Here is a 24,230-nt window from a genome sequence, read left to right as displayed (position 1 = left end):
CCGCAGATTCGACCGCACTGGAGAATGACCGATGAGCCGAGTCCGTAAGCACAATCCCGGACGGATCCTGTTCGTGGGAGCTGGGCCGGGCGACCCGGCTCTGCTGACCGTGCGCGCCCGCGACGTGCTCGCGGGTGCGACGATCGCCTTCACCGACCCCGACGTCGACCGGGGGGTGGTGGCGCTCGTGGGCACCACCGCCGGCCGGGACGCGGAGACCGGGGAGCCCCTCGCCGAGGTGCGTCCCGCCCTGGGTGAGCCCACCGAGGTCGCCAAGACCCTCGTCGCGGAGGCGAAGAACGGCCACGATGTCGTGCGCCTCGTCGCCGGCGACCCGCTGACCACCGACTCGGTGATCGCGGAGGTCAACGCCGTCGCCCGCACCCACGTGGTGTTCGAGGTCCTGCCGGGCCTGACGCCCGGCTCGGCCGTGCCGAGCTACGCCGGCATGGCGCTGGGCTCGTGTCACACCGAGGTCGACGTGCGCGGCGAGGTGGACTGGGCGGCGCTCGCCGCCGCGCCCGGCCCGCTGGTGCTGCACGCCACGTCCGGCCATCTCGCGGAGACTGCCAGCGCCCTCGTCGAACACGGGCTCGCGCCGCAGACCCCGGCGGCGATCACCGTCCGTGGCACGACACGGCAGCAGCGCACCGTCGAAGCCACCCTCGCCACGCTCAACGACGCCGGTTCCGAGCTCGTCGGCCCGCTCGTCGTCACCGTCGGCAAGATCGTCGCGCAGCGCGGCAAGCTCTCGTGGTGGGAGTCCCGCGCCCTGTACGGCTGGACGGTGCTGGTGCCCCGCACCAAGGAGCAGGCCGGGGAGATGAGCGAGCGGCTCGTCACGCACGGTGCGATCCCGATCGAGGTGCCGACCATCGCGGTGGAGCCGCCCCGCAGTCCGGCCCAGATGGAGCGGGCCGTCAAGGGACTCGTGGACGGCCGCTACCAGTGGGTGGTGTTCACCTCCACGAACGCGGTGCGCGCGGTGTGGGAGAAGTTCGAGGCCTTCGGACTCGACGCTCGCGCCTTCTCGGGTGTGAAGATCGCGTGTGTCGGGCAGGCGACGGCGGACAAGGTGCGCTCGTTCGGGATCACCCCCGAGCTGGTGCCCTCCGGTGAACAGTCCAGCGAGGGGCTGCTCGCCGAATTCGCGCCGTACGACGACGTTTTCGATCCGGTCAACCGAGTGCTGCTGCCGCGCGCCGACATCGCCACCGAAACCCTCGCGGAGGGTCTGCGCGAGCGAGGCTGGGAGATCGACGACGTGACCGCCTACCGCACGGTGCGGGCGGCACCGCCGCCGGCCGAGACCCGCGAGATGATCAAGACCGGTGGGTTCGACGCGGTGTGCTTCACCTCGTCGTCGACGGTCCGCAACCTCGTGGGTATCGCGGGTAAGCCGCACGCGCGCACCATCGTCGCGTGCATCGGGCCGAAGACCGCGGAGACCGCGATCGAGTTCGGGCTGCGGGTGGACGTGCAGCCGGAGACCGCGCAGATCGGTCCCCTGGTGGAGGCGCTCGCCGAGCACGCCGCCCGGCTGCGGGCCGAGGGCGCACTTCCGCCGCCCCGCAAGAAGTCCCGCGCCCGCCGCTGACCCCCCGTGCGCGGTTCCGGTAGCCACCGCTACCGGAACCGCGCACGGCTTGCCTGGAAGGTGAGTACGCCGATGTATCCCGATGTCCGTCCCCGCAGGCTGCGCACCACCCCGGCAATGCGCCGGCTGGTGGCCGAAACGTCCCTCGAGCCGCGGCATCTGGTGCTCCCGATGTTCGTCGCCGACGGCCTCGACGCGCCGCGGGAGATCCCGTCGATGCCCGGCGTGTACCAGCACACCCCCGATTCGCTGCCCGCCGCGGCGACCGCGGCGGTCGAAGCCGGCGTGGGTGGGCTGATGCTCTTCGGCGTGCCGCGCGCCGAGGACAAGGACGCCCGCGGATCGGGCGGCACCGACCCGGACGGCGTGCTCAACCGTGCGCTGCGGGACCTGCGCGCCGAACTCGGCGATGCGACGGTCCTGATGGCCGACACGTGCCTCGACGAGTTCACCGACCACGGTCACTGCGGCGTCCTGGGCGCCTCGGGTGAGGTGGACAACGACGCCACCCTCGAGCGGTACGCGGAGATGGCCGTCGCCCAGGCCGAGGCCGGCGCGCACCTGCTCGGTCCGAGCGGGATGATGGACGGTCAGGTCGCATCCATCCGCGCGGCGCTCGACGCCGCGGGGCATCAGGACGTGGGGCAGATCGCGTATTCCGCGAAGTACGCCTCCGCGTTCTACGGACCGTTCCGGGACGCGGTGGGGTCCTCGCTCGAGGGCGATCGGCGCACCTACCAGCAGGATCCGGCGAATCGCCGGGAGGCGCTGCGCGAGGTCGATCTCGACCTCGCCGAAGGCGCCGACGTGGTGATGGTCAAGCCCGCGATGGCGTATCTCGACGTGCTGCGCGAGGTCGCCGACCGTTCGGACGTGCCCGTCGCGGCGTATCAGATCTCGGGCGAGTACGCGATGATCACCGCCGCCGCGCAGAACGGCTGGATCGACCGGGACGCGGCGATCCTGGAGTCGCTGACGAGCATCCGTCGCGCCGGTGCCGACATCGTGCTCACGTACTGGGCGGCCGAGGTCGCGGGCCGGCTCTCGTGAGCACGCCCGAACCGTCGCAGTGGCCCGGGCCGCCGGACACTCCGCCCGGGCCGGCACCGGCGCAGCGGCGCCCCACGCCCGTGGACGTCGAGACCGCGTTCCAGTTGTGGTGCGCGGTCGCGGTCCTGGGGTTGGTGTACCTCGGCGCGAGTGTGCTGCTGATGTGGGAGCGCAGGGACGAGTTCGTCGATCAGATGACGGCGGAACTGGCCCGGCAGACACCCCCGGTGGACATGCCGCGGGAGACGGTGGAGTCGTTGCTGCCGTTGGGATTCGGCATCACCGCCGTCCTGGGTCTGGTGTTCACCGGCCTGTTCCTGCTCGTGGCCTTCGCGATGCGCCGCGGCCGGAACTGGGCGCGCATGCTGCTCACGATGATCGGTGTCTTCCTGACCGTCACGGCGATCCCGACGGTGTTCGGCGTGGGTGCGCTGGGCGGCGGTGCCGGCCTCGTGATCGGTCTGGTGAGCATCCTGCAGGGGGTGTGTTCCGTCGGGGCGATCGTGCTCATGCACCGCCGCGAGTCGAATCTGTACTTCTTCCGGTTGCCCCCGAGCTGACCCGACGGGCGCACGGAGTACGGTGTCTGACGACCCACGGCCCGCGCGGTCGTTTCCGACGAGCGAAGAGGACTTTCATGCAGGTGGAGCCCCGGCCGTACGGTCGTCGTCGCGAGCTGGTCCTGATCGGCCTCATCGCCGTCCTGGGCGTGGTGACGCTGGTGCTGGTCGTCGTTCCGGGCATGCTCAGCGCCTGACTGCGACGTGAACGAGCCGACCGAGCCCCGCTTCCACGAACCCGGTGGCCGTTGGCGCACCGTGGCATTCGGGCCGGTGCTGTGCGTCGTCGCGCTCGTCGTGGAACTGGCGACCGGGCCGGTGGTGCACTGGGTCGCGCTGCCGGTGATCGCTCTGGTGCTCAGCGGCTTCGCGTACGTGATGGTCGTCGCGGCCCGACGGCACGTGAGCGTGGAGCTGACCGCGAAGACGCTGCGCCTCGGGACCGAGGAACTGCCGGTCGAGGAGATCGAGGCGGTGCTGCCCGCGGCCGATCCCCGGGCCCTGGATCCCGAGCGCTGGGAGACCGCGCGGCCGCTGGGCGAGCTGTCGAACGTGCCGCGGGGCCGGACGGCCGTCGGCCTGCGGTTGCGGGGTGGCGCTCTGGTGCGGGCGTGGGCCAGGGACGACGAGCGGCTGCGGTCCGAACTCGAAGCCTTGCTGGCCGAGCGCACCGATCCCCCCTTGCCCTAATACCCCCTAGGGGTACGATACGAGTATGGCCGGATACACCCCCCACCAGGAGGACCTGCTCAAGCGCCTGCGCCGCATCGAGGGGCAGGTCGCGGGCATCGCCCGGATGATCGAGGACGACCGCTACTGCATCGACGTCCTGACCCAGGTCTCCGCCGTCACCAAGGCCCTGCAGACGGTCTCGCTCAAGCTGCTCGACGCGCACCTGGCCGGCTGCGTCGTCGACGCCGCGCGGCAGGGCGGACCGGAGGCCGACGCGAAGATCCAGGAGGCCTCGGACGCCATAGCGCGCCTCGTCCTCAAACCCTGACCACCGAGGAGCCCGACCGGCATGCGGATCGCCCACGCACTGTGCGCTGCGGCGCTGGCCTGCGTCCTGACCGCATGTACGTCCGAGGAGCCCGCGCGGACCGTGCGCTCGGGCGCGCCCGCCCCGGTCCCCGACGCGGGAACCCCGCCGCGGGTCACCGTCACCACCGTCGTCGACGGTCTCGACCATCCGTGGGACGTGGTGCAGGCCCCCGACGGGACGTTGCTGACCGGTGAACGCTCGGGCCGGTTCGTCGTCCGCCGGCCCGACGGGCGCGTCGAGGAGCTGCGCGCCGACCTGTCGGACCTGTACGCGGTGGGGGAGACCGGGCTCATGGGCGTCGCGCTCGCCCTCGATTTCGAGGACAGCCGCACCGTGTACACGTGCCAAGGGCACCGCGACCCCGACGACGTCCGCGTCTACGCCTGGACCGTCGATCCCGGCTGGACCACTATGACGCGGCAGCGCACCGTCGTCGAGGGGCTGCCGGTCGCCCGCGGCGGCCGCCACGCCGGCTGCCGCATCCTCGTGCACCCCGACGGCACCCTGTACATCGGCACGGGCGACGCCACCCGCCCGACGGCGCCGCAGGATCCCGGCAGCCTCGGCGGCAAGGTGCTGCACCTGAACCCCGACGGGACGCCGGCCCCCGGCAACCCGGACCCGGGCAGCGTCGTGTTCACCCTCGGCCACCGCAACGTGCAGGGGCTGGCGCTGCAGCCCGGCACCGGCCGGCTCTACTCGGTCGAACAGGGCAGCAGCCGCGACGACGAGGTCAACCTGCTCGTGCCGGGCGGCAACTACGGCTGGCGCCCCGACCGGGAACCCGGCACGTACGACGAGTCGGTGCCGATGACCGATCCCGAGCGCGTCCCCGGAGCGATCCCGGCGGTGTGGAGTTCCGGATCGCCCACCATCGCCACCCCCGGGCTGGCGTTCGCGGCCGGACCGCAGTGGGGCCCGTGGTCCGGTGCACTCGTCGTCAGCAGCCAGCAGGGCGAGAAGCTGCTGCTGCTGCGCCTGTCCGACGACGGCCGCAGCGTGACCGAATCGGCCGAACTGCTCGAGGGGGAGTACGGGCGCCTGCGGTCGCTCACCCCACTGCCCGACGGTTCGCTCCTCGTCACCACCGACAACGGCTCCGACGACAGGGTGCTGCAGGTCGCCCCCGTCTAACGCGCCCCCGGGTCGACGCGCCGCGCGCCCGCGCCGTCCTCGCCCAGCCGATCGCCCGGATTGAACAGTGTGCAGGCCTGCAGCGACAGGCAGCCGCAGCCGATGCACCCCGCCAGCTCGCGCTGCATCCGGTCGATCGCCTGCTTGCGTTCCTCGAGTCGCTCGTGCCATGCCCGCGAGATGCGCATCCAGTCCCGCCGGGTCGGGGGCCGTTCGGCCGGCAACGCCGAGAACACCTCGGCCACCTCGACCAGCGGAATGCCGAAGCGGGTCGCCAACTGGATGATCGAGATTCGCCGGATCGTGTGCCGGGGGAAGCGGCGTGTGCCGCCTGCGGTGCGGTGTGCCGTCACGAGTCCCAGCGACTCGTAGTAGCGAATCGCAGACACGGCAGCTCCCGTGCGCCGGGAGACCTCACCGATTGCCAGCAGTTCTTCGCTCGTGCGGCTCATCACGACTCCGTTCCCCGCTCTTGATCTCGAGTGCACTTGAGACTCTACAGTCACCGTCATGCAAGGATCCACGACTCGTCCCGGCACCTGGTCGGAACTTCTCGGGCGCGAATACCTCGGTACGGCAGCGGCTCTCGCTGGTGGAGTTGCCCTCTATGCCACCAACGTGTACCTCACCGCGAGCCTGCTGCCGACCGCAGTCGAGGAGATCGGCGGTCACGCCTACTACGCGTGGACGGCGACGGTGTTCCTCCTCGCGTCGGTGGTCTCCTCGACGACCGTGGCCCGGATCCTCGCCGTACGCGGACCCCGGGGCGCCTACCTCCTGGGGCTGGGGGCTTTCGCGGCCGGCACCCTCGTGTGCGCGCTCGCCCCGTCCATGGAGACGCTGCTGGCGGGCCGGGCGGTCCAAGGACTCGGCGGCGGCCTGCTCGCCGGACTCGGCTACGCAGTCCTGAACAGTGCTCTGCCCGAACGCCTCTGGAGCCGCGGCGCGGCGCTCGTGTCGGCGATGTGGGGTGTGGGGACCTTCGCGGGACCCGCCGTCGGCGGCGTGTTCGCCCAGTTCCACGCCTGGCGATGGGCGTTCGGCGCGTTGCTGGTCTGCACGCTCGCGGTCGCAACCGCGGTGCCCTTCACCCTGCCGGCGCACGCCCGCGGATCGCGCGCTGCCGGCAGGATTCCGCTCGGTTCGCTGGCCCTCCTCACCGCCGCGACCCTGGCGGTCAGCGTGGCCGCCGTCGTGACCGGCGGTGCGTCCACGATCGCCCTGCTCGCGGTCGCGTCCGCTGCCGTGGTCGCGTTCGTCGCCGTCGACCGTCGCAGCCCCCACGGCATCCTGCCGGCGGCGACATTCACCACCGCCAGGCTGCGCTGGGTGTACCTGACGATCGCAGGGCTGGCGGTCGTCTCGACCGCCGAGACGTTCGTTCCGTTGTTCGGGCAGCGCCTCGCCGGCCTCGCGCCGCTGGCGGCCGGCTTCCTCGGTGCCACCCTCGCGGTGGGGTGGACGCTCGGTGAGATGCCGAGCGCCTCGGCGTCCGCGCCCCGGGCCGTGCACCGCATCGTGGTGAGTGCTCCGGTGCTCGTCGGCCTCGGCCTCGCGCTCATGGCGGCCGCCGTGCGTGACGAGGCCGGACCGGCTGCAGTCGCGGCGTGGGTCACGGGACTGGTCGTCGCGGGCGCGGGCATCGGCATCGCGTGGCCGCACCTTGCGGTCGCCGCGATGAACGCCGTCCCCGACCCGCGCGAAAGCGGCAAGGCGTCCGCTGCGATCAACACCGTCCAGTTGATCGCGAACGCGTTCGGCGCAGCACTGGCCGGAGTCCTGGTCAACGCGGGACAACCGTCCGGCGTGCGTTCGGCGCGGCTGCTGCTGTTCGGGTTCGCCGCCGTGGCGGTGTTCGGCATGCTCGCCGCTCGCCGGGCGGTTCCGGCGCGCGGCGAGCGGCTCCGGTCGGCACCCGCGGACGCTTCCGCAGCGGAACCCGAACGAATCTGACGCCGCCGCGCGTGTCGTCACCGTCCGGCGCGGCCCGTGTCCGTAGCATCGCCGGGATCCGGCGAAAAGGAGATGCGCGTGCGAATCTCGGGGAGCTGCGCGGCGGCGATCGCAGTCGGTCTGCTCGCGGCCGGGGCGCCCGGCGCCCACGCCGCGCCGCCCACGGCAGGCGCGCTGCCGGCGTCGACCGTGACGCCGCTGATCGAGGGCCTGAACAAGCCGTGGGACGTCGTCGCTGCACCGGACGGCACGATCCTCACCGGAGAACGCCGGGGCCGCTTCGTGGTCCGGGATCCGAACGGTGCCGTCCGGGAGGTGCGCGCCGACCTGTCCGACCTGTACGCCGAGGGCGAGACCGGCCTGATGGGTCTGGCGCTGGCGGCGGATTTCGGGACGAGCCGGACCCTCTACAGCTGTCAGGGCCACCGCGGTCCCGACGGCACCGACATCCGGGTGCAGTCCTGGACGGTCGATCCCGGATGGACGGAACTGACCCGTGGCGCCACCGTGCTCGCCGGCATTCCGGTCGGGCAGGGCGGCCGTCACGGCGGGTGCCGGCTGTTCGCCCATCCCGACGGGTCGCTGTTCGTCGGGACGGGCGACACCGCCCACCCCCAGGTGCCTCAGGACCGGAACAGCCTGGGCGGCAAGGTGCTCCACATCTATCCGGACGGCACCCCGGCGGCGGGAAACCCCGACCCGGACAGTCCCGTGTTCACTCTCGGCCACCGCAACGTGCAGGGACTGGCGCTGCGTCCCGGTACGGGCGAGCTCTATGCCGTCGAACAGGGCACCGTCCGCGACGACGAGGTGAATCTCCTGCAGCCCGGCGGCAACTACGGCTACCGCCCCGACCGCTTCCCGTTCGTCTACGACGAGTCGGTGCCCATGACCGATCCGGCCCGCGTTCCGGGAGCGATCGGGGCCGTGTGGAGTTCCGGTGCCCCCACCCTCGCGACTCCCGGCGGCACCTTCGTCACCGGTGCCGGCTGGCAGGGCTGGGACGGCGCGCTGGTGATCACGAGCCAGCAGCAGGAGAAACTCCTGTTCCTCGAACTGACCGCCGACGGGCGGTCGGTGGACGAGACCGCGACCGCGCTCGAAGGGCAGTTCGGCAGGCTGCGGTCGGTGACCGCACGGCCCGACGGCGCGCTGCTCGTCACGACGGACAACGGCCGCGACGACCGGGTCCTGCTGGTGGAACCCGCCGCCGACTGAGAGGGCGAGACGAATGTGCTCACCGGCCGTGCTGGACCGGGCGTACCGCGAAATCGAGGACGGCCGGGCGCGATTCGGCCGCCGGTCCTTCCTCGCGGCCCTCGGCGCGAGCGCCGCGGGTCTCGGCGTGAGCGCCGCGGGTCTGGGCGCGGCGACCGCCGCCGCGGCGCCGGCACGAGCCGGCGGGGACACCGCCGCCGTGCGGGCCGACACGGTGATCGACCTGACCCACACGCTGACCCCGCAGTTCCCGGTATGGCCCGGCAACGAACAGTTCGCGCTGCGTCCCGTGGCCACGTTCGACACCGGGCGATTCGCCGTCAACGCGATGTCGCTGTGGGAGCACACCGGCACCCACCTCGACGCCCCGGCCCACATCGTGCGCGGCGGCGCCACCGTCGAGGCGCTGCCGGTGCGCGACTTCGTGGCCCCGCTCGCCGTCGTCGACATCGCCGGCAAGGCCGCGCAGGACGACGACGCGGTGGTCACCGTCGACGACGTGGCGGCATGGGAACGGCAACACGGCCCGATCCCGCCGGGCGCCCTCGTCGTGATGCACTCGGGGTGGGAGGCCCGCCTCGCCGACCCCGCCCGCTTCGTCAACGCCGACGCACTCCGCATCCCGCACGCACCGGGCTTCGACCGCGATGCGGTGCGCATGCTCGTGCACGAACGGAACGTCGTGGGACTCGGCGTCGACACCCTGAGCCTCGACCGGGCGGGCGACGTCGGCGCCCACGTGGAGCTGCTCGGCGCGGGCCGCTACGGCATCGAGGCGATGGCGAACCTCGCCACCGTGCCGCCGCGCGGCGCGACCGTCGTCGTCGGCGCGCCCAAGCACGCCGGCGGCACCGGTGGGCCGTGCCGGGTACTGGCGCTGGTCTGAATCCGGCACTCGGCCCGGCAGGTCAGCCGAGGCGACCGGCGTCCGTGGCGTCGAGCATCGCCGACCCGAGCAGATGCTCCGGCACGCCGAGGCCCTCGACGAGGGCCGGCACGTGGGGACGCAGGGTCCGGCAGCGCTCGTTGATGCCGCGCAGCACCGCCTTCGCCCGTTCCACCGACAGCTGCCGGTGCTCCATGTACCAGGCCTTGTCCTCGTCGATGACGCTGAGCGCGTAGAGGTCGCACAGGTCCGACAGCAGCTCGCGGGCCTCCGCGTCGGGACACGACTCGATCCCGGCGACGAACGCCTCGAGCACGACCCGGTCGATGTGGGCACGCGCCGCGTGCAGCACGTGGTCCTGCACGAAGTTGAAGGCGTCGAACAGGTTCTCCTCGCGGTTCGACGCGGCCTGCAGTCGCCGCGCCGCCGTCGAGAGCAGGTACTGTTCCCGGTCCTCGAACATCGTCATCTGCGTGCCCCGGTCGAAGAGGCTGCCGTCCTCCTCGTTGTCCTTCCGGGTGTCGACGAGCGTCTGGATGATCTGCTGCGCGGCGGTGCGCTTCTTGACGATGTCCGACACCGTGACGGCGGCGAACTTCATCCATTCCACCGGGCTCATGCCACGGACCTCGTCCGCGTAGGCGGTGAGCAGTTCCTTGGCGACGAGCTGGGTCAGCACGTGGTTGTCGCCCTCGAACGTGGTGAACACGTCCGTGTCCGCCTTCAGCGCGGTGAGCCGGTTCTCGGCCATGTACCCGGCGCCGCCGCAGGCCTCACGGCACTCCTGGATGGCGCGCGTCGCATGGGCGGTGTTGGCGACCTTCAGCCCGGCCGCGCGACCCTCGAGCTCACGCTGCTCCTGCGGATCCACCTCCTCGACGGGCGTGGTCTGGATCCGGTCCATGGTGGAGATCAGCTCGTTCTGCGCGAAGGTCAGCGCGTACGACCTGGCGATGAGCGGCAGCAGGCGACGCTGATGAACCAGATAGTCCATCAGCAGCACTTCCTTCTCGTCACCGGGAGCGCTGAACTGGCGGCGCTGCAGCGCATATCGCGTGGCGACGGACAGCGCGACGCGGGCCGCGGCACCCGCCGAGCCGCCGACGGTGACCCGGCCCCGCACGAGCGTGCCCACCATGGTGAAGAAGCGGCGGTTCGGATTCTCGATCGCCGAGACGTAGGTGCCGTCGGCCTCGACGTCGGCGTACCGGTTGAGCAGGTTCTCCCGCGGAATCCGCACGTGGTCGAACATGATCCGGCCGTTGTCCACGCCCGGCAGGCCGCCCTTGTGGCCGCAGTCGGAGGTGGTGACGCCGGGCAGGTCGTCGCCGTTCTCGTCGCGGATCGGCACGACGAAGCAGTGCACGCCCTGGGACTTGCCCCCGGTGATCAGCTGTGCGAACACCGCGGCGACCGTCGCGTGCTGCGCCGCCCCGCCGATGTAGTCCTTGCGCGAGGACGGCGTCGGGGAGTGGATGACGAACTCCTCGGTGCCCGGGTCGTACGAGGCCGTCGTCTCGAGCGACTGGACGTCGGAGCCGTGGCCGGTCTCGGTCATCGCGAAGCAGCCGAGCAGGTCGAGGTCGATGAGGGGGTTGATGTAGCGGTCGTGGTGGCGGGCCGTGCCGAGATTCTCGATCGCGCCGCCGAACAGGCCCCACTGCACCCCGGCCTTGACCATCAGGGACAGGTCCGACATGGCGAGCATCTCGATCGACGCCACCGCGCCGCCGGCGTCGCCGCCGCCGCCCACCGCCTTCGCGAAGCCCGCCCGGGCGTAGCCGGATTCCGCGAGCATCCGCATCTGCTTCAGCGTGATCGCCCGGGCCTCGTCCAGGTCCGGGGTGTAGTGCGGGGCGAACTCGGGCCGGTCCAGGTCCGTGCGTGCCCGCTCGCGCGCCTGCCGCCACGCGCCGTCCAGGGTGATGCGGATGTGCTCAGCTGCGGTCGTCATGAAACGACACTAGGACGATTCGGGCCCTTCGTGTGGGTATGTGAGAACGTCGGTATCGGCTGCGGCATGCGCCCAGTCCGTCGGGACGTCCGCGCCCCCTTCCGGACTGACCCGGGTACCCACGCGCGCGAGCAGCGGAGTCGGGGCGATCGGCCCGGCGAACAGGGCCTGACCGAGCCCGAAGGTCGTGGCGCGGCGCAGCATCGCCGGGGGGACGTGGGAGAACAGGTGGGACAGCTCCTCGATGTCGGTGCTGCCGTTCATGCGCATCAGGAGCAGGTTGTCGCACTGGGAGACGACGTTCGGATGCACCTTCCCCGGACGCTGCGTCGCCACGAACAGGTGCAGCCCGAACTTGCGTCCCTCACCGGCGATGAGCACCCCCAGGTCCGCGGTGCTCGACAACAACGGATCCGCCGTGACCGACGGCAGGATGTTGTGGGCCTCGTCCACCACGAGGAGCATGGGCAGGCGGCGCCGTCGCAGCATCCACACCCGGCCCAGCAGCCCGAGCGACACCGCGGCCCGCTCCCCGGGGGTGTTCAGGCTGCCGAGATCGATCACGAAGCACCGGCCCGCGCTCACGTCGAGTTCGGCGGCCGAGCGTTCCTCCCCCCCGCCGCCACAGATCCCACGACGCGATCCCCAGATTGTCGATGCGGGTCGCCAGACGCCCCGTCTCAGGGTCCGCGGCCGCCGCGGACCGCACGTCCGCGACGGAGTAGGGGGCGTCGAGGGCGGCGGTGACGCGGCGCAGCGCCGAGTACTCGTCGAGGTCGTGCACCGGGTCCAGACGCAGCAGCAGGGCCTGCGCGACGAGGGGGAGGTCGCTCAGATCCAGGCACAGCAGGTGGTCGGCGCCGGTGCCGCGGGCCCGTACCACCCGCACGCCGGCGGCGGCCCGGCGATGCCGCTGCGCGACGGGGGACTCGTCCTCCGGATCCCGCAGCCGGCCGAGGTGCACGTGGTCGGAGTTGGGATCGAGCACCACGATCGGCAGGGTCGTCGCGGCGAGCAGCCGCTCGAGGACCGCCCCGGTGGTGTACGTCTTGCCGGAGCCGGACTGGCCGCACATGAAGGTGTGCCGGGCGAAGCCCGCCGGGTGCAGCCGCGCGGCCACGGCCGGGGTGTGCAGCAGGGTGCCGACGTCGAGGGTGCCGGTCAGGGCGGCCGCGAGCGTCGCGGTCTCGGCCGCGGTGGCCGGCCGCACATGCCGCTCGGGGAACGGTGCGACTTCCGGCGTGGCGGCGAACCGGCCGTCGCCGAACACGCCGAGCACACTCGCGGACCCCGCCAGCGTCCGCACCATGGCGCGGCCGCGCACGGAGCGCACCGGCAGACCCGGTTGGTCCACGTCGACGTCGACGTCTGCGCCCTCGCGCTCGACGATGCGCGCGCTGCGGACCTGCACGGCGAGACGGCGCTCGTCGTCGAGTTCGACGACCGCGAATCCGCCGACCTCCAGGCCGACGTCCACCGGTCCGGTGAGAAGTACCTCACGTCCGTCGGCGGACAACGCGGCGGTGACGACCCGGAACCGGTCGGCGAGGGCGGTACGGACGTCGTCGAACGAGACCATGGTCACATTCCTACCGCAACGACCGCCGTTGCAGGGGCCGCGCCTTTTGGCAAATCCCGCGAAACTGGGACACTGGAGGTCGTGACTGCGACCCCCGATGCATCTCGCGCCCGCGACTCCGTATCCACCGCACTGTTCGACCGGGCGTCGAAGGTGATTCCCGGGGGTGTGAACTCTCCGGTCCGCGCATTCGGATCGGTCGGCGGCACCCCGCGCTTCGTCGCCTCCGCATCGGGCTGCACGCTGACCGACGTGGACGGCAATTCGTATGTCGACCTGGTGTGTTCGTGGGGACCGATGATCCTCGGCCATGCGCACCCGGCCGTCGTCGACGCGGTGCGCAGTGCCGCCACGACGGGACTGTCGTTCGGCGCGCCGACCGCCGGCGAGGTGGAACTCGCGGAGGAGATCGTGGCCCGCGTCGAGCCCGTCGAGCAGGTCCGGCTCGTCAATTCCGGTACCGAGGCGACGATGAGCGCGGTGCGGCTGGCGCGCGGATTCACCGGCCGGACCAAGATCGTCAAGTTCGCGGGCTGTTATCACGGTCACGTCGACGCCCTGCTCGCCGACGCCGGATCCGGCGTCGCCACCTTCGGGCTGCCGACGTCGCCGGGGGTGACGGGCGCTCAGGCCGAGGACACGATCGTCCTGCCGTACAACGACCTCGAGGCGGTGCGCGCGGCGTTCGCGGCCGAACCGGGGAAGATCGCGGCGGTGATCACCGAAGCCGCTGCCGGCAACATGGGCACCGTCCCGCCGGTGCCCGGCTTCAACGCCGGTCTGCGCGAGCTGACCCGCGAGCACGGCGCGCTGCTGATCATGGACGAGGTGATGACCGGGTTCCGGGCGGGACCGGCCGGGTGGTACGGCATCGACGGCGTCGCCGGTGACCTCATGACGTTCGGCAAGGTGATGAGCGGCGGACTGCCCGCGGCCGCATTCGGTGGCCGCGCCGACGTGATGGCTCATCTCGCGCCGGCCGGGCCCGTGTACCAGGCCGGCACCCTGTCGGGCAATCCGGTCGCCGTCGCGGCCGGCCTCGCCAGCCTGCGCGCCGCCGACAGCGACGCCTACGCCGCGCTCGACCGCAACGCCACCACCCTCGGACGGATGATCGGTGAGGCACTGACGGCGGAGGGCGTGGCCCACCGGGTCCAGTTCGCCGGCACCATGCTCAGCGTGTTCTTCACCGAGGAGCCGGTCACCGACTACGCGCAGGCCAAGGCCGCGCAGACGTGGCGGTTCCCCGCGTTCTTCCATGCCCTGCTCGACCACGGCGTCTACGCCCCGCCGAGCGCGTTCGAGACGTGGTTCGTCTCGTCCGCGCTCGACGACGACGCGTTCTCCCGCATCGCCGACGCACTGCCGCACGCCGCGAAGGCCGCGGCAGCCGCCACCGCCTGAGCGCGCCTCTTCCAGGCCGTCCACACCCGCCGCACACCCGAGGAACTCCCACGTGACCGAACCTGCCCCGTCCGAGACCCGCACCATCGTGCACGTGCTCCGGCACGGCGAGGTGCACAACCCCAGTGGCATCCTCTACGGCCGGCTGCCCGGTTTCCGGCTGTCCGTGACCGGGGAGGCGCAGGCCCGGTCGGTGGCCTCGGCCCTCGCCGACCACGACATCGCGCACATCGTCGCCTCCCCGCTCGAGCGGGCCCAGCAGACCGCCCAGCCCATCGCGGACAAGCACGGCCTGCCCGTGGCGACGGACGAGAACCTCGTCGAGGCGGGCAACCAGTTCGAGGGCCTGCGAGTGGCCGTCGGCGACGGGGCGCTGCGCCGCCCGCGGCACTGGTGGAAGCTGCGCGACCCCTTCACCCCGTCGTGGGGTGAGCCCTACCTGCAGATCGCGCACCGCATGCTGGCCGCGGTCAACGCCGCTCGTGTCGCAGCCGTGGGACGCGAAGCCGTGTGCGTGAGCCACCAGCTTCCGGTGTGGACCCTGCGCCGCTTCCTCGAAGGGGAACGGCTGTGGCACAACCCGCAGCACCGCCAGTGCAGCCTGGCGTCGCTGACCTCGCTGGTGTACCAGGGCGACACCCTCGTCGACATCGTCTACTCCGAACCGGCCGGGGCCTCGGACCCGACCGTCCACGGCGCATGAGACGCCGGGCCACGCGACGGGCGGCGCTGGCGGCGACGGCGCTGGCCTGCAGTGTCGTCCTCACCTCGTGCGCGACCGGCGACGACGCCGTCGCCACCGGCGGCACCTTCGACTTCGTCTCGCCGGGCGGTCAGACCCGGATCTTCTACGACCCGCCCGCCGAACGCGGCACCCTCGGGACGCTCACGGGCGAGGACCTGATGAACGAGGGTGAGACGATCTCGCTCGACGACTACGCCGGCCAGGTGGTGGTGCTCAACGTGTGGGGCCAGTGGTGTGCCCCGTGCCGTAGTGAGGCCGACGACCTCGAACAGGTCTACGAGGCCACCGAGGACCAGGGCGTGCAGTTCCTCGGCATCAACGTCCGCGACAACCAGCGCGACAAGGCCCAGGACTTCGTCGTCGACAACCGGGTCGGTTACCCGTCGATCTACGACCCGTCGATGCGCTCGCTGCTGGCGCTCGGGGCGAACTACCCGACGTCGGTCGTCCCCACCACGGTCGTCCTCGATCGTGACCATCGCGTCGCGGCGGTCTTCCTCACCGAACTGCTCGCGAGCGATCTGCAGCCGGTCGTCGAGCGGATCGCCGCGGAAACCCCCGCCGAGCAGTGACATGGGTGGTGCAGTCGTGAGCAGTAGTCCGCTCGTGAGCGAGGCCGTCCTCGCCGCGGGCATCGGGGACACCTTCCAGTCGGTCGCCTCGTCCGGCCCGCTGCTGCTGGCCCTCGGAGCGTGCCTGCTGGCCGGGCTCGTGTCCTTCGCCTCGCCCTGCGTGGTGCCGCTCGTGCCCGGCTACCTGTCCTATCTGGCCGGGGTCGTGGGCGCCGAGGCCCCGGCGGTCACCGCCGCCGAGGCGCGGGGACGCACCACCACCGTCCGCGACGACGGCCGGCTACGCGTCGCCGGGGCCGCCGCGCTGTTCGTCGCCGGATTCACGGTGGTGTTCGTCCTCGCCACCGCGTCGGTGTTCGGGGCGATCTCCGCGCTCTCCGTCAACCGCGAGCTGCTGATGCGGATCGGCGGGGTGGTCACCATCGTGATGGGGCTGGTGTTCGTCGGCCTGATCCCGGCCCTGCAGCGCGACACCCGCCCCGAACCCCGGCGAATCTCCGGGCTGGCCGGCGCGCCGCTGCTCGGCGGCGTCTTCGCCCTGGGATGGACGCCGTGCCTCGGCCCCACCCTCGCCGGGGTGATCTCCCTGGCCGCCGGCACCGAGGGCACCACCGCCGCCCGGGGCGTCGCGCTCATCGTGGCGTACTGCCTCGGTCTCGGGCTGCCCTTCGTCGTTCTCGCGCTGGGCTCCGCCCGGGCCCTGCGCGGGGTGGGCTGGTTGCGCGCCCACGCCCGCACCGTCCAGCTCGTCGGCGGCTTCATGCTCGTGGCCGTCGGAATCGCCCTCGTCACCGGCGCCTGGGACGTGTTCGTCTCCTGGATCCGGGACGCCTTCATCTCCGAGGTCACGCTCCCGATATGACGGCCACCGACACACCCACCGCCCCACCGTCACCGACCCCGCCGCGGCAGGGCCCGGCCGGCCGCGCCGCGGCGTTCGTCCGCAACACCTGGCGCGGCCTGACGTCGATGCGCACCGCGCTGGTGCTGCTGTTCCTGCTCGCGCTGGCCGCGATCCCCGGCGCGCTGCTGCCGCAGCGCAGCCTCAACGCCGGCAAGGTCGACGAGTACATCGCCGCGCGCCCGACCCTCGGGCCGCTGATGGACCGGCTGGAGCTGTTCGACGTGTTCGGCAGCTTCTGGTTCACCGCGATCTACGTGCTGCTGTTCGTCTCCCTGATCGGCTGCATCCTGCCGCGCTGCACCGAGTACTACCGGGCGCTGCGCACCCGGCCCGTGCCGGCGCCGCGCAACCTGTCGCGACTGCCGCACCACCTCGAGGCCACGGTCGACGGCACCCCGGAGGAGGTGCTCGCCCGGGTACGGGGTCAGCTGCGGGGCTGGCGCATCGCCGAGCGCGGCGACGAGCCGGGCGCCCGCCGCGGCGCGCGCGACGGGGAACTCACCCTCTCGGCGGAGAAGGGATACCTGCGCGAGGCCGGCAACCTGCTGTTCCACCTCGCGCTGGTGGGGCTGCTCGCCGCCGTCGCGGTGGGCAAGCTGTTCGGCTACGAGGGCCAGCGCATCCTGGTCGCCGACGGCGAGGAGTTCTGCACCAGCTCGCCGGCGGCGTTCGACTCCTTCCGCGCGGGCAACACCCTCGACGGCACGGGCCTGACTCCGATGTGCATCCGCGTGAAGGACTTCTCCGCGGACTATCTCGACAACGGCCAGGCCGAGATGTTCACCTCGAACATCGACTACCAGGCGGGGGCCGACCTGGCGACGAACACCTGGCGCGAGGCCCAGCTGAAGGTGAACCATCCGCTGCGGGTCGGCAGCGACCGCGTCTACCTGCAGGGCCACGGCTTCGCGCCGTCCTTCACGGTGACATGGCCCGACGGCGAGACCCGCACCGAGAAGCTGCAGTGGCGACCGGACGACGCGACCACCTTCCTCAGCAGTGGCGCGATGCGCTTCGATCCGCCGGGCGGGATGTACCCGGATGCCGACGAGCGGCGGCGCAACCAGATCGCGATCGAGGGACTGTTCGCCCCCACGGCGGTGTTCCACGGCAACCTGTTGTCCTCCGGCTACCCGGCGCTGACCGATCCCGCCGTCGCGATCGACATCTACAAGGGCGACACGGGTCTCGACACCGGCACTCCGCAGTCGCTGTTCTCCCTGAACGGCGAGCTGATCAACCAGGGCCGGCTCGTCAAGCAGGACCGTGTGAACCTGTATGCGGGGGAGAGCGTGACGCTCGCCGACGGGACGCAGATCCGGTTCGACGGCGCGACCGACTTCGTGAACCTGCAGGTCTCCCACGACCCGGCGCAGACGTGGGTGCTGCTGTCGGCCGTCACGATGATGGCGGGGCTGCTGGTGTCGCTGGTGATCAAGCGCCGCCGGATCTGGGTGCGGGTCTACCCGGCCGGTACAGTGGCCGACGGGGAACGACGTACCGTAGTAGAACTCGGTGGTCTCGCCCGGACCGATCAGGCCGGATGGGGTGACGAGTTCGAGCGTCTGACCGGCCGACTGCTCGGCGACGACACGACCGCACGTGCGAAGGCAGCACAGGAGAAGAAGGCATGACCCTCAACGAAACCCTCGCGCAGTACAGCGACTGGGCGTTCGAATCGGCGTTCGCGGTGCTGGTGCTTGCGCTCGTGCTGCTGGTCGCCGAGTACGCGTCGCACCGGGCCGACCTCGTCGCCGAGCGCGAGCGCAAGCTCGTCGCCGTGGGCGCTGCCGAACCGCCGTCGGAGCCGGCCGGACCGGGCCGGGTGGCGGAGGTGCAGGGCCGGACGCTGTCCGAGCGTCTCGGCAACATGGGGCGTGCGCTCGTCGTCGTGGTGGCTGCCCTGCAGGTGACGTCGATCGTGCTGCGCGGGCTGTCCACCGAGCGCTTCCCGCTCGGCAACATGTACGAGTTCGTGGCCATGGCATGCGCCGCAGCGGTGCTGTTCGGACTGGTGGTGCTGCGCAAGCCGGCCTACCGGATCATGTGGGTCTACCTGCTCGTGCCGGTGCTGATCCTGATGTTCCTCGCGGCGACCGTGCTGTACGCCGACGCCGCCCCCGTCGTGCCCGCCCTGCAGTCGTTCTGGCTGCCCATCCACGTGACCATCATCAGCGTCGGCAGCGGCATCTTCCTGGTCTCCGGCGTCGCCAGCCTGCTGTTCCTGCTGCGCATCCGGTTCCCGAAGGGCGAGGAAGGCCGCGGCGTGTTCGGCCGGATCGCCGAACGCCTGCCCGACGCGCAGACCCTGGACCGTCTCGCCTACCGCACCACCATCATCGGGTTCCCGCTGTTCGGTGCCGGCATCATCCTCGGCGCGATCTGGGCCGAGGCCGCGTGGGGCCGGTTCTGGGGCTGGGATCCCAAGGAGACCGTCTCCTTCATCACCTGGGTGATGTACGCGGCGTACCTGCACGCCCGCGCGACGTCGGGCTGGCGCAACACCCGCGCGGCCTGGATCAACGTCGCCGGGTTCGTCGCCATGCTGTTCAACCTCTTCATCATCAACATGGTCGTCTCCGGTCTGCATTCGTACGCCGGCCTGAACTGATCTGTTATCGTCCGCGTCGGCCGGGCCGTGGGGGACCGGGGACGGGGGACGACAGCGTGGTGCCGCAGGAGAGCGAGCGGGCGGGGACAGCACAACCGTCGGCGCGGGATCTGGACGCGTCGCTGCTCGTGAACCGGGTGCAGTCGGCGCCCGCGCGGGGGTGGCGCCGGGCCGTGTACCGCGGCACCGGCGGGCGCATCGATCCCGGCGACGGCCGACGGGACCGGCAGCGGCGTGAGTTGACAGAGCAGGTGCGCGGACCGCTCCGGGGCTGCTACCGGATCGCGCTGCTGAGCCTGAAGGGCGGGGTGGGAAAGACCACCGTCACGGTCACGCTCGGATCCACATTCGCGTCCCTGCGGGGCGACCGGGTGGTCGCGGTGGACGCCAATCCCGACCGGGGGACGCTCAGCCAGAAGGTCGCCGACCGGGCCTCGGGAACCGTGCGTACCCTGCTGCGCGACGAGGCGCGCATCCGTCGCTACAGCGATGTCCGGGCCCATACGTCACAGAATCGGCACCGGCTCGAGGTGCTGGCCTCGGACAGCGATCCGGCCGTCTCGGAAGCGTTCAGTGCGCGGGACTACGAGCGGACGCTGGCCGTCCTCGAACGGTTCCACACCATCGTGCTCACCGACTGCGGCACGGGACTGATGCACTCGGCGATGCGGGCGATCCTCGAGAACGCGGACACGCTGGTGGTGGTCAGTTCCGGATCGGTGGACGGGGCGCGCAGTGCCTCGGCGACGCTGGACTGGCTCGACGCGCACGGCTACCGGGACCTGGTGGCCCGCTCGGTGGCGGTGGTCAACGCCGTGCGGCCCCGGTCCGGCAAGGTGGACGTGGACCGGCTGGTCGAGCACTTCGCCCGGCGCTGCCGCGGCGTCCACGTACTACCGTTCGATCCGCACCTCGAGGAGGGCGCGGAGGTCGACCTGGCCCGGCTGCAGCCACGCACCCGGCGGGCGCTGCTGGAACTGGCGGCGGGAGTCGCCGCCGACTTTCCGCGCCGAGGTGACCTGAGCCGGCCCGCCGACGGGAGATGACCCCCCGGGCGAGCGCAGTGACGTGAGAGAAACCGCAGGCGAGCGCAGCGACGGGAGAGAACCGCAGGCGAGCGCAGCGACGGGAGAGAACCGCAGGCGAGCGCAGCGACGGGGTCGCTCCGCCGCGAGCGCAGCGACGGAGCGGGCGCCGCGGTCCGAGGGTCAGTCTCCGGGGTCCTGCTCGGGGCCGGGGGTGCCGTCGGTGGAATTGCGACGGAACTGCCGGTCGACCTCCCACAGGAAGTCCGGGTCGTCGTCGGGGCCGATCACGCGGGTCGGCTGGGAGCGAAGTCCGGGACCGAACGCCTTCCACAGCAGCACCGCAATCGTGAGGGCACCGACTATGGCCAACAGGTAGAGCACCACGCACCTCCTCGCCGCGAGCAGTCTGCCGGCCTTTCCGTGGCCGGCCGGGCCTGCTCTTTCAGTCTATTCGTAGCGGCGAGGGTGTCGGTGCGCCCCCGGTCCCCGATCAGGAGTGCGGCCCGGTCAGCGGGTGGTGGCTTCGGTGGTGAGGGAGCGCAGCAGCGCCAGCACCTCGGACTCCCGGAAGCGGCGATGACCGCCCGGGGTACGCAGCGAGCCGAGCCGGCCGGCGTGAGCCCAGCGGGTGACCGTCTTCGGGTCCACGTGGAACAGGGCCGCGACCTGGCCGGGGGTCAGCAGGGATTCCTTCGCGCCGTTGAATGCGGGTGCGCTCATCGATGGTCCTTCCGGGTGTTTCGTCTCGTTCGGATCGTCGTGGCCATGTTGACACCGAATACCCTGGTTGCTCGAACGGTCTACCGTTGGTAAAGCGGAAGTAATAGACAAAACGGACGGTCGACCAGATGGACCGCTGCCCGCGGCGGTTACCCTGAACAGGTGAGTGAAGCATCGCAGAACCGCCCTGACCAGCCCGGAAATCCCGGCCGGCCCGGAAATCCCGGCCGGCCCGGAAATCCCGGCACCGACAGAGGCACCTTGGCCCGGGACGTCGCCCTCTATTCGCTGGCCCGCCTGCTCCTCGTCCTCGTGCTCGCCGTGGTGATCCTCTACCTTCCCCGTCTGTTCGGGGTGGAGATCCCCCTGCTGGTCGCTGCGCTCTTCGCGGTGCTGATCGCGCTGCCGCTCTCGCTCGTCGTGTTCGCGCCCCTGCGCCGCCGGGTGAACGCGGGCATCGCGTCCGTCGACGCGCGTCGCCGCGCCGACCGGGCCGACCTCCAGTCCCGGCTGCGCGGCGAGGATCGTAGGTGAGCGAAGGCGTCGTCGACCGCAGTGCGTCGCGGGAGTGGGTGGATCGTGCCGTCCAGCTGATCGAAGCCGACTCCCAGCGCAGCGCCGACACGCATCTCCTGCGTTATCCGCTGCCCCCCGAGTGGGGGGTGCAGCTGTACCTCAAGGACGAGTCCACGCACATCACCGGCAGCTTGAAGCACCGGCTCGCGCGATCGCTGTTCCTCTACGCCATCTGCAACGGCTGGGTGCGCGCGGACACCCCGATCATCGAGGCATCTTCCGGCTCGACTGCCGTCAGCGAGGCGTACTTCGCCAAGCTGCTCGGCCTCGACTTCGTCGCGGTGATGCCGCGGAGTACCAGCCCGGCGAAGGTCGCACTCATCGAGGCGCAGGGTGGACGGTGCCACTTCGTCGACCGGCCGCCGGAGATCTATACCGAGGCGCGCCGTCTCGCCGCCGAACTGGGCGGTCACTACATGGACCAGTTCACGCACGCGGAACGAGCCACCGACTGGCGCGGCAACAACAACATCGCCGAATCGATCTTCACCCAGCTGCAGCTCGAGGAGCATCCGATTCCGGAGTGGATCGTCGTCGGCGCCGGCACCGGCGGCACCAGCGCCACGGTCGGCCGGTACATCCGGTATCGCCGGCACCGTACCCGGCTGGCCGTCGTCGACCCCGAGAATTCCGCGTTCTACGGCGGGTACGAGACGGGCTCGGTGGACTACACGACGGGCATGCCGTCGCGTATCGAGGGCATCGGCCGGCCCCGGGTGGAGCCGTCGTTCGTCGGTCAGGTGGTGGATCGGATGATCCGGGTGCCGGACGCCGCGTCGATCGCCGCGATGCGGCACGCGAGCGAGGCCCTGGGCCGCCGCGTCGGAGGCTCGACCGGGACCAATCTCTGGGGTGCGTTCGGTCTGATCGCGGCGATGATCGCCGACGGCCGGCGCGGCAGCGTCGTCACCCTGCTGTGCGACGGCGGGGAGCGCTACGCGGGCACCTATTTCGACGACGACTGGGTGGCCGGGGAGGGTCTGGACCTGGCGGGCCCCGCTGCGACGCTCGAGGAGTTCACGGCCACCGGCAGATGGCGGGCGTGACCCCGCGACCCGGACCTTACGAGCCCGTAGCCTACGGTTGCGTAGGTTCGGTATCGTGAGGACATGGAACGTCCCGCCGTGTCCCTGGACAACTACGAAGCCGTCTACGACTTCTACCTCGGGCACCGGCAGAACCGGCCCGTCGCCCAGGCCGCCTACGCCCTGCTCGCCGCCCGGTATCGCCCCCGGGTGCACTACGCCCGGGACGTCCGCGATCGCCTCCGGGAACTCATCCGGGCTCGGACGCCCCTCCTGATCGTCGCCAACCATCTGACGCACAGCGATCAGTACGTCCTCGCGGCGACGGCGTGGCGCTCGCCGCTGCGCCCGGTGATCGGCAGGACGCGGGTGCTGGCGAAGGACGAGCTGTTCGCCGACGAGTCGCAGCGCCGCAAGATCGACATGATGGGCGGGATCCCGGTCTTCCGGGCCAAGAATCACGGCCTGCGGGCGGTCTCCGACGCCGGACGCCGGATGATGGACGTCTCCGCCGCCCGGCTGCATCACGGCGACAGCGTCGCGATCTTCCCGGAGGGCACCTGCAACGAGGGCGACCCGACGCGGTTGCAGCCGCTCGGGACCGGCATCGGCCACATCGTCCGCCGGGCGCGCGATCTGGGGGCGCGACCCGCCCTGGTGTGCGTCGGGATCGGGTACGGGCCGGGCAAGGGCCCGTCGCGCCCGGCGAGTGTGTTTCTCACCGACCCGGTCACCGACCTCGACGGCAAGGTCCGCGACGTCACGCGCCTGGTGCAGGACGAACTGCAGCGTGCCGTGGACGCTGCCATCGCGCGGTACTGATCAGCTCGGCCGGACCCGGCCTGTCAACTTCTGTTGACGTTCGTCGGATGTCAACGTAAATTGACGTCATGACCGAGGCCACCACACTCGCCGCCGCCGCCGGAAGCCCCGACCCCGCAGAGGGGCTGCGGGCCGTGCGCGCCCTGCGACGGTTGCTCGAGCGGCTCGAGGCGATCCAGGTCGACAACGCCCGCCGACAGGGCTGGTCGTGGCAGGCGATCGCCGACGCACTCGAGGTGAGCAGGCAGGCCGTCCACCAGAAGTACAACCGGAAGCGTGGGTGATCCGCCGTGTTCGAACGATTCACCGCCGGCGCGCGAGCCGCCGTCGTCACCGCGCAGGAGGAGGGCCGGGAGCTGGACGCCCGACGAATCACGCCGGCCCACCTGCTGCTCGGCGTCCTCGGCACCGCGGACGTGACGCTCCGTGACCTGCTCGCCGACCTGGGGCTCACCGCCGGGACCGTGCGCAGCGAACTGGCGCGGGACGCCGGGATGCTCGGCGACGAGGACGCCGCCGCCCTCGGTGCCATCGGTATCGACCTCGATTCCGTCCGGGCCAGACTGGAGGAGAGCTTCGGCGAGGGCGTCCTCGACCGCGGACCCGGCGGGGGCCGGCGGGGGCCGTTCGCGCGGCACATGCCGTTCGATCCGGCCGCGAAGAAGTCCTTGCAGCTCGCCCTGCGGGAAGCTCTCGCGCGCCGGGACCGCGTCATCGGCTGCGAGCACCTGCTGCTCGGGATCCTGCGTTCCGACGACGAACGTGCCTGCACCCTGGTCGAGTCCCACGTCTCTCGCAAGGTCCTGCGCGACCGTCTGCGCGACTACCGGGGCCGGGCGGCCTGACGTCC

The 24,230-nt window shown here is 71.6% G+C and carries 27 protein-coding genes; 21 read left to right on the top strand and 6 right to left on the bottom strand.

What is annotated here, in order from left to right; genetic code table 11:
* Positions 1-31 precede the first annotated feature (31 nt).
* The 6 genes from AC2IPW_RS18095 to AC2IPW_RS18070 all read left to right on the top strand — a co-directional run bounded on the left by AC2IPW_RS18095 (position 32) and on the right by AC2IPW_RS18070 (position 5,383).
* Complete coding sequence (locus AC2IPW_RS18095) at positions 32-1,597, top strand: bifunctional uroporphyrinogen-III C-methyltransferase/uroporphyrinogen-III synthase (RefSeq protein WP_003937559.1); 1,566 nt, start codon at positions 32-34, stop codon at positions 1,595-1,597.
* Between the two features lie 72 nt (positions 1,598-1,669).
* Positions 1,670-2,647 carry a porphobilinogen synthase gene (gene hemB / locus AC2IPW_RS18090; protein WP_371383469.1) on the top strand — a complete coding sequence of 326 codons (978 nt, stop codon included), beginning with the start codon at positions 1,670-1,672 and terminating at the stop codon, positions 2,645-2,647.
* The gene (locus AC2IPW_RS18085) at positions 2,644-3,207 is read left to right on the top strand and encodes a hypothetical protein (RefSeq protein ID WP_486375314.1); all 564 of its coding nucleotides are present in this window, start codon (positions 2,644-2,646) and stop codon (positions 3,205-3,207) included. Before hemB ends, AC2IPW_RS18085 begins: the two co-directional genes overlap by 4 nt.
* Positions 3,208-3,411: 204 nt before the next feature.
* Positions 3,412-3,897: a hypothetical protein gene (locus AC2IPW_RS18080; RefSeq protein WP_486375313.1), complete on the top strand. Its 486-nt coding sequence runs from the start codon at positions 3,412-3,414 to the stop codon at positions 3,895-3,897.
* A 25-nt stretch (positions 3,898-3,922) separates the two neighbouring features.
* Positions 3,923-4,207, top strand: coding sequence for a metal-sensitive transcriptional regulator (locus tag AC2IPW_RS18075; RefSeq protein ID WP_003937563.1), 285 nt, complete (start codon positions 3,923-3,925; stop codon positions 4,205-4,207).
* A 21-nt stretch (positions 4,208-4,228) separates the two neighbouring features.
* Positions 4,229-5,383 carry a PQQ-dependent sugar dehydrogenase gene (locus AC2IPW_RS18070; protein ID WP_289377857.1) on the top strand — a complete coding sequence of 385 codons (1,155 nt, stop codon included), beginning with the start codon at positions 4,229-4,231 and terminating at the stop codon, positions 5,381-5,383.
* Here AC2IPW_RS18070 and soxR read toward each other — a convergent pair.
* Complete coding sequence (gene soxR / locus AC2IPW_RS18065; protein ID WP_003937565.1) at positions 5,380-5,835, bottom strand: redox-sensitive transcriptional activator SoxR; 456 nt, start codon at positions 5,833-5,835, stop codon at positions 5,380-5,382. The genes AC2IPW_RS18070 and soxR overlap by 4 nt on opposite strands.
* A 58-nt stretch (positions 5,836-5,893) precedes the next feature.
* Between soxR and AC2IPW_RS18060 the strand changes: the two genes are divergently transcribed.
* The 3 genes from AC2IPW_RS18060 (at position 5,894) to AC2IPW_RS18050 (ending at position 9,440) form a co-directional block, all read left to right on the top strand.
* Positions 5,894-7,336: an MFS transporter gene (locus AC2IPW_RS18060; RefSeq protein WP_486375312.1), complete on the top strand. Its 1,443-nt coding sequence runs from the start codon at positions 5,894-5,896 to the stop codon at positions 7,334-7,336.
* Positions 7,337-7,408: 72 nt separating this feature from the next.
* Entirely contained in the window at positions 7,409-8,554 is a 1,146-nt protein-coding gene (locus tag AC2IPW_RS18055; protein ID WP_486375311.1) for a PQQ-dependent sugar dehydrogenase, read from the top strand.
* Positions 8,555-8,567: 13 nt separating this feature from the next.
* Entirely contained in the window at positions 8,568-9,440 is an 873-nt protein-coding gene (locus AC2IPW_RS18050; RefSeq protein WP_486375310.1) for a cyclase family protein, read from the top strand.
* Positions 9,441-9,462: 22 nt separating this feature from the next.
* On the opposite strand, the gene AC2IPW_RS18045 is transcribed toward AC2IPW_RS18050, so the two are convergent.
* The 3 genes from AC2IPW_RS18045 to AC2IPW_RS18035 are packed head-to-tail and all read right to left on the bottom strand — an operon-like array spanning position 9,463 to position 12,973.
* Positions 9,463-11,394 (bottom strand): acyl-CoA dehydrogenase family protein, encoded by a 1,932-nt coding sequence (locus tag AC2IPW_RS18045; RefSeq protein ID WP_486375309.1) that lies wholly within the window; start codon positions 11,392-11,394, stop codon positions 9,463-9,465.
* A 9-nt stretch (positions 11,395-11,403) separates the two neighbouring features.
* Positions 11,404-11,799: an ATP-binding protein gene (locus AC2IPW_RS18040; protein WP_486375308.1), complete on the bottom strand. Its 396-nt coding sequence runs from the start codon at positions 11,797-11,799 to the stop codon at positions 11,404-11,406.
* Positions 11,759-12,973 carry a helicase HerA domain-containing protein gene (locus AC2IPW_RS18035; RefSeq protein ID WP_486375307.1) on the bottom strand — a complete coding sequence of 405 codons (1,215 nt, stop codon included), beginning with the start codon at positions 12,971-12,973 and terminating at the stop codon, positions 11,759-11,761. Before AC2IPW_RS18035 ends, AC2IPW_RS18040 begins: the two co-directional genes overlap by 41 nt.
* An 81-nt stretch (positions 12,974-13,054) precedes the next feature.
* Between AC2IPW_RS18035 and hemL the strand changes: the two genes are divergently transcribed.
* The 7 genes from hemL to AC2IPW_RS18000 are packed head-to-tail and all read left to right on the top strand — an operon-like array spanning position 13,055 to position 20,255.
* Positions 13,055-14,377: a glutamate-1-semialdehyde 2,1-aminomutase gene (gene hemL, locus AC2IPW_RS18030; RefSeq protein ID WP_054375244.1), complete on the top strand. Its 1,323-nt coding sequence runs from the start codon at positions 13,055-13,057 to the stop codon at positions 14,375-14,377.
* Between the two features lie 52 nt (positions 14,378-14,429).
* The gene (locus tag AC2IPW_RS18025) at positions 14,430-15,080 is read left to right on the top strand and encodes a histidine phosphatase family protein (protein ID WP_003937572.1); all 651 of its coding nucleotides are present in this window, start codon (positions 14,430-14,432) and stop codon (positions 15,078-15,080) included.
* Entirely contained in the window at positions 15,077-15,694 is a 618-nt protein-coding gene (locus AC2IPW_RS18020) for a TlpA disulfide reductase family protein (RefSeq protein WP_003937573.1), read from the top strand. The genes AC2IPW_RS18025 and AC2IPW_RS18020 overlap by 4 nt, the downstream gene beginning before the upstream one ends.
* Before the next feature lies 1 nt (position 15,695).
* Entirely contained in the window at positions 15,696-16,556 is an 861-nt protein-coding gene (locus AC2IPW_RS18015) for a cytochrome c biogenesis CcdA family protein (RefSeq protein WP_052033990.1), read from the top strand.
* The gene (gene resB, locus AC2IPW_RS18010) at positions 16,553-18,232 is read left to right on the top strand and encodes a cytochrome c biogenesis protein ResB (RefSeq protein ID WP_003937575.1); all 1,680 of its coding nucleotides are present in this window, start codon (positions 16,553-16,555) and stop codon (positions 18,230-18,232) included. Before AC2IPW_RS18015 ends, resB begins: the two co-directional genes overlap by 4 nt.
* Positions 18,229-19,209 (top strand): c-type cytochrome biogenesis protein CcsB, encoded by a 981-nt coding sequence (gene ccsB, locus AC2IPW_RS18005; protein WP_486375306.1) that lies wholly within the window; start codon positions 18,229-18,231, stop codon positions 19,207-19,209. The genes resB and ccsB overlap by 4 nt, the downstream gene beginning before the upstream one ends.
* Positions 19,206-20,255 (top strand): MinD/ParA family ATP-binding protein, encoded by a 1,050-nt coding sequence (locus AC2IPW_RS18000; RefSeq protein ID WP_486377026.1) that lies wholly within the window; start codon positions 19,206-19,208, stop codon positions 20,253-20,255. The genes ccsB and AC2IPW_RS18000 overlap by 4 nt, the downstream gene beginning before the upstream one ends.
* Positions 20,256-20,417: 162 nt before the next feature.
* Here AC2IPW_RS18000 and AC2IPW_RS17995 read toward each other — a convergent pair whose 3' ends face one another.
* Both AC2IPW_RS17995 and AC2IPW_RS17990 read right to left on the bottom strand, forming a co-directional pair.
* Entirely contained in the window at positions 20,418-20,621 is a 204-nt protein-coding gene (locus AC2IPW_RS17995; RefSeq protein ID WP_003937578.1) for a hypothetical protein, read from the bottom strand.
* Positions 20,622-20,744: 123 nt separating this feature from the next.
* Positions 20,745-20,957 carry a BldC family transcriptional regulator gene (locus AC2IPW_RS17990; protein ID WP_003937579.1) on the bottom strand — a complete coding sequence of 71 codons (213 nt, stop codon included), beginning with the start codon at positions 20,955-20,957 and terminating at the stop codon, positions 20,745-20,747.
* Between the two features lie 162 nt (positions 20,958-21,119).
* Between AC2IPW_RS17990 and AC2IPW_RS17985 the strand changes: the two genes are divergently transcribed.
* From AC2IPW_RS17985 to AC2IPW_RS17965, 5 genes are all read left to right on the top strand, one after another.
* Positions 21,120-21,491: a DUF4229 domain-containing protein gene (locus AC2IPW_RS17985; RefSeq protein WP_486375305.1), complete on the top strand. Its 372-nt coding sequence runs from the start codon at positions 21,120-21,122 to the stop codon at positions 21,489-21,491.
* Positions 21,488-22,579 carry an L-cysteine desulfhydrase Cds1 gene (cds1, locus tag AC2IPW_RS17980; RefSeq protein ID WP_003937581.1) on the top strand — a complete coding sequence of 364 codons (1,092 nt, stop codon included), beginning with the start codon at positions 21,488-21,490 and terminating at the stop codon, positions 22,577-22,579. Before AC2IPW_RS17985 ends, cds1 begins: the two co-directional genes overlap by 4 nt.
* A gap of 63 nt (positions 22,580-22,642) precedes the next feature.
* Complete coding sequence (locus AC2IPW_RS17975; RefSeq protein ID WP_486375304.1) at positions 22,643-23,380, top strand: lysophospholipid acyltransferase family protein; 738 nt, start codon at positions 22,643-22,645, stop codon at positions 23,378-23,380.
* A 68-nt stretch (positions 23,381-23,448) separates the two neighbouring features.
* Positions 23,449-23,664 (top strand): hypothetical protein, encoded by a 216-nt coding sequence (locus AC2IPW_RS17970; protein ID WP_003937583.1) that lies wholly within the window; start codon positions 23,449-23,451, stop codon positions 23,662-23,664.
* A gap of 6 nt (positions 23,665-23,670) precedes the next feature.
* The gene (locus tag AC2IPW_RS17965) at positions 23,671-24,225 is read left to right on the top strand and encodes a Clp protease N-terminal domain-containing protein (protein ID WP_486375303.1); all 555 of its coding nucleotides are present in this window, start codon (positions 23,671-23,673) and stop codon (positions 24,223-24,225) included.
* The last annotated feature ends 5 nt before the right edge of the window (positions 24,226-24,230 follow it).

The sequence above is a fragment of the Rhodococcus sp. NS-SX18 genome, assembly GCF_057367935.1.
This window is presented reverse-complemented; position numbering and strand designations above follow the sequence as displayed.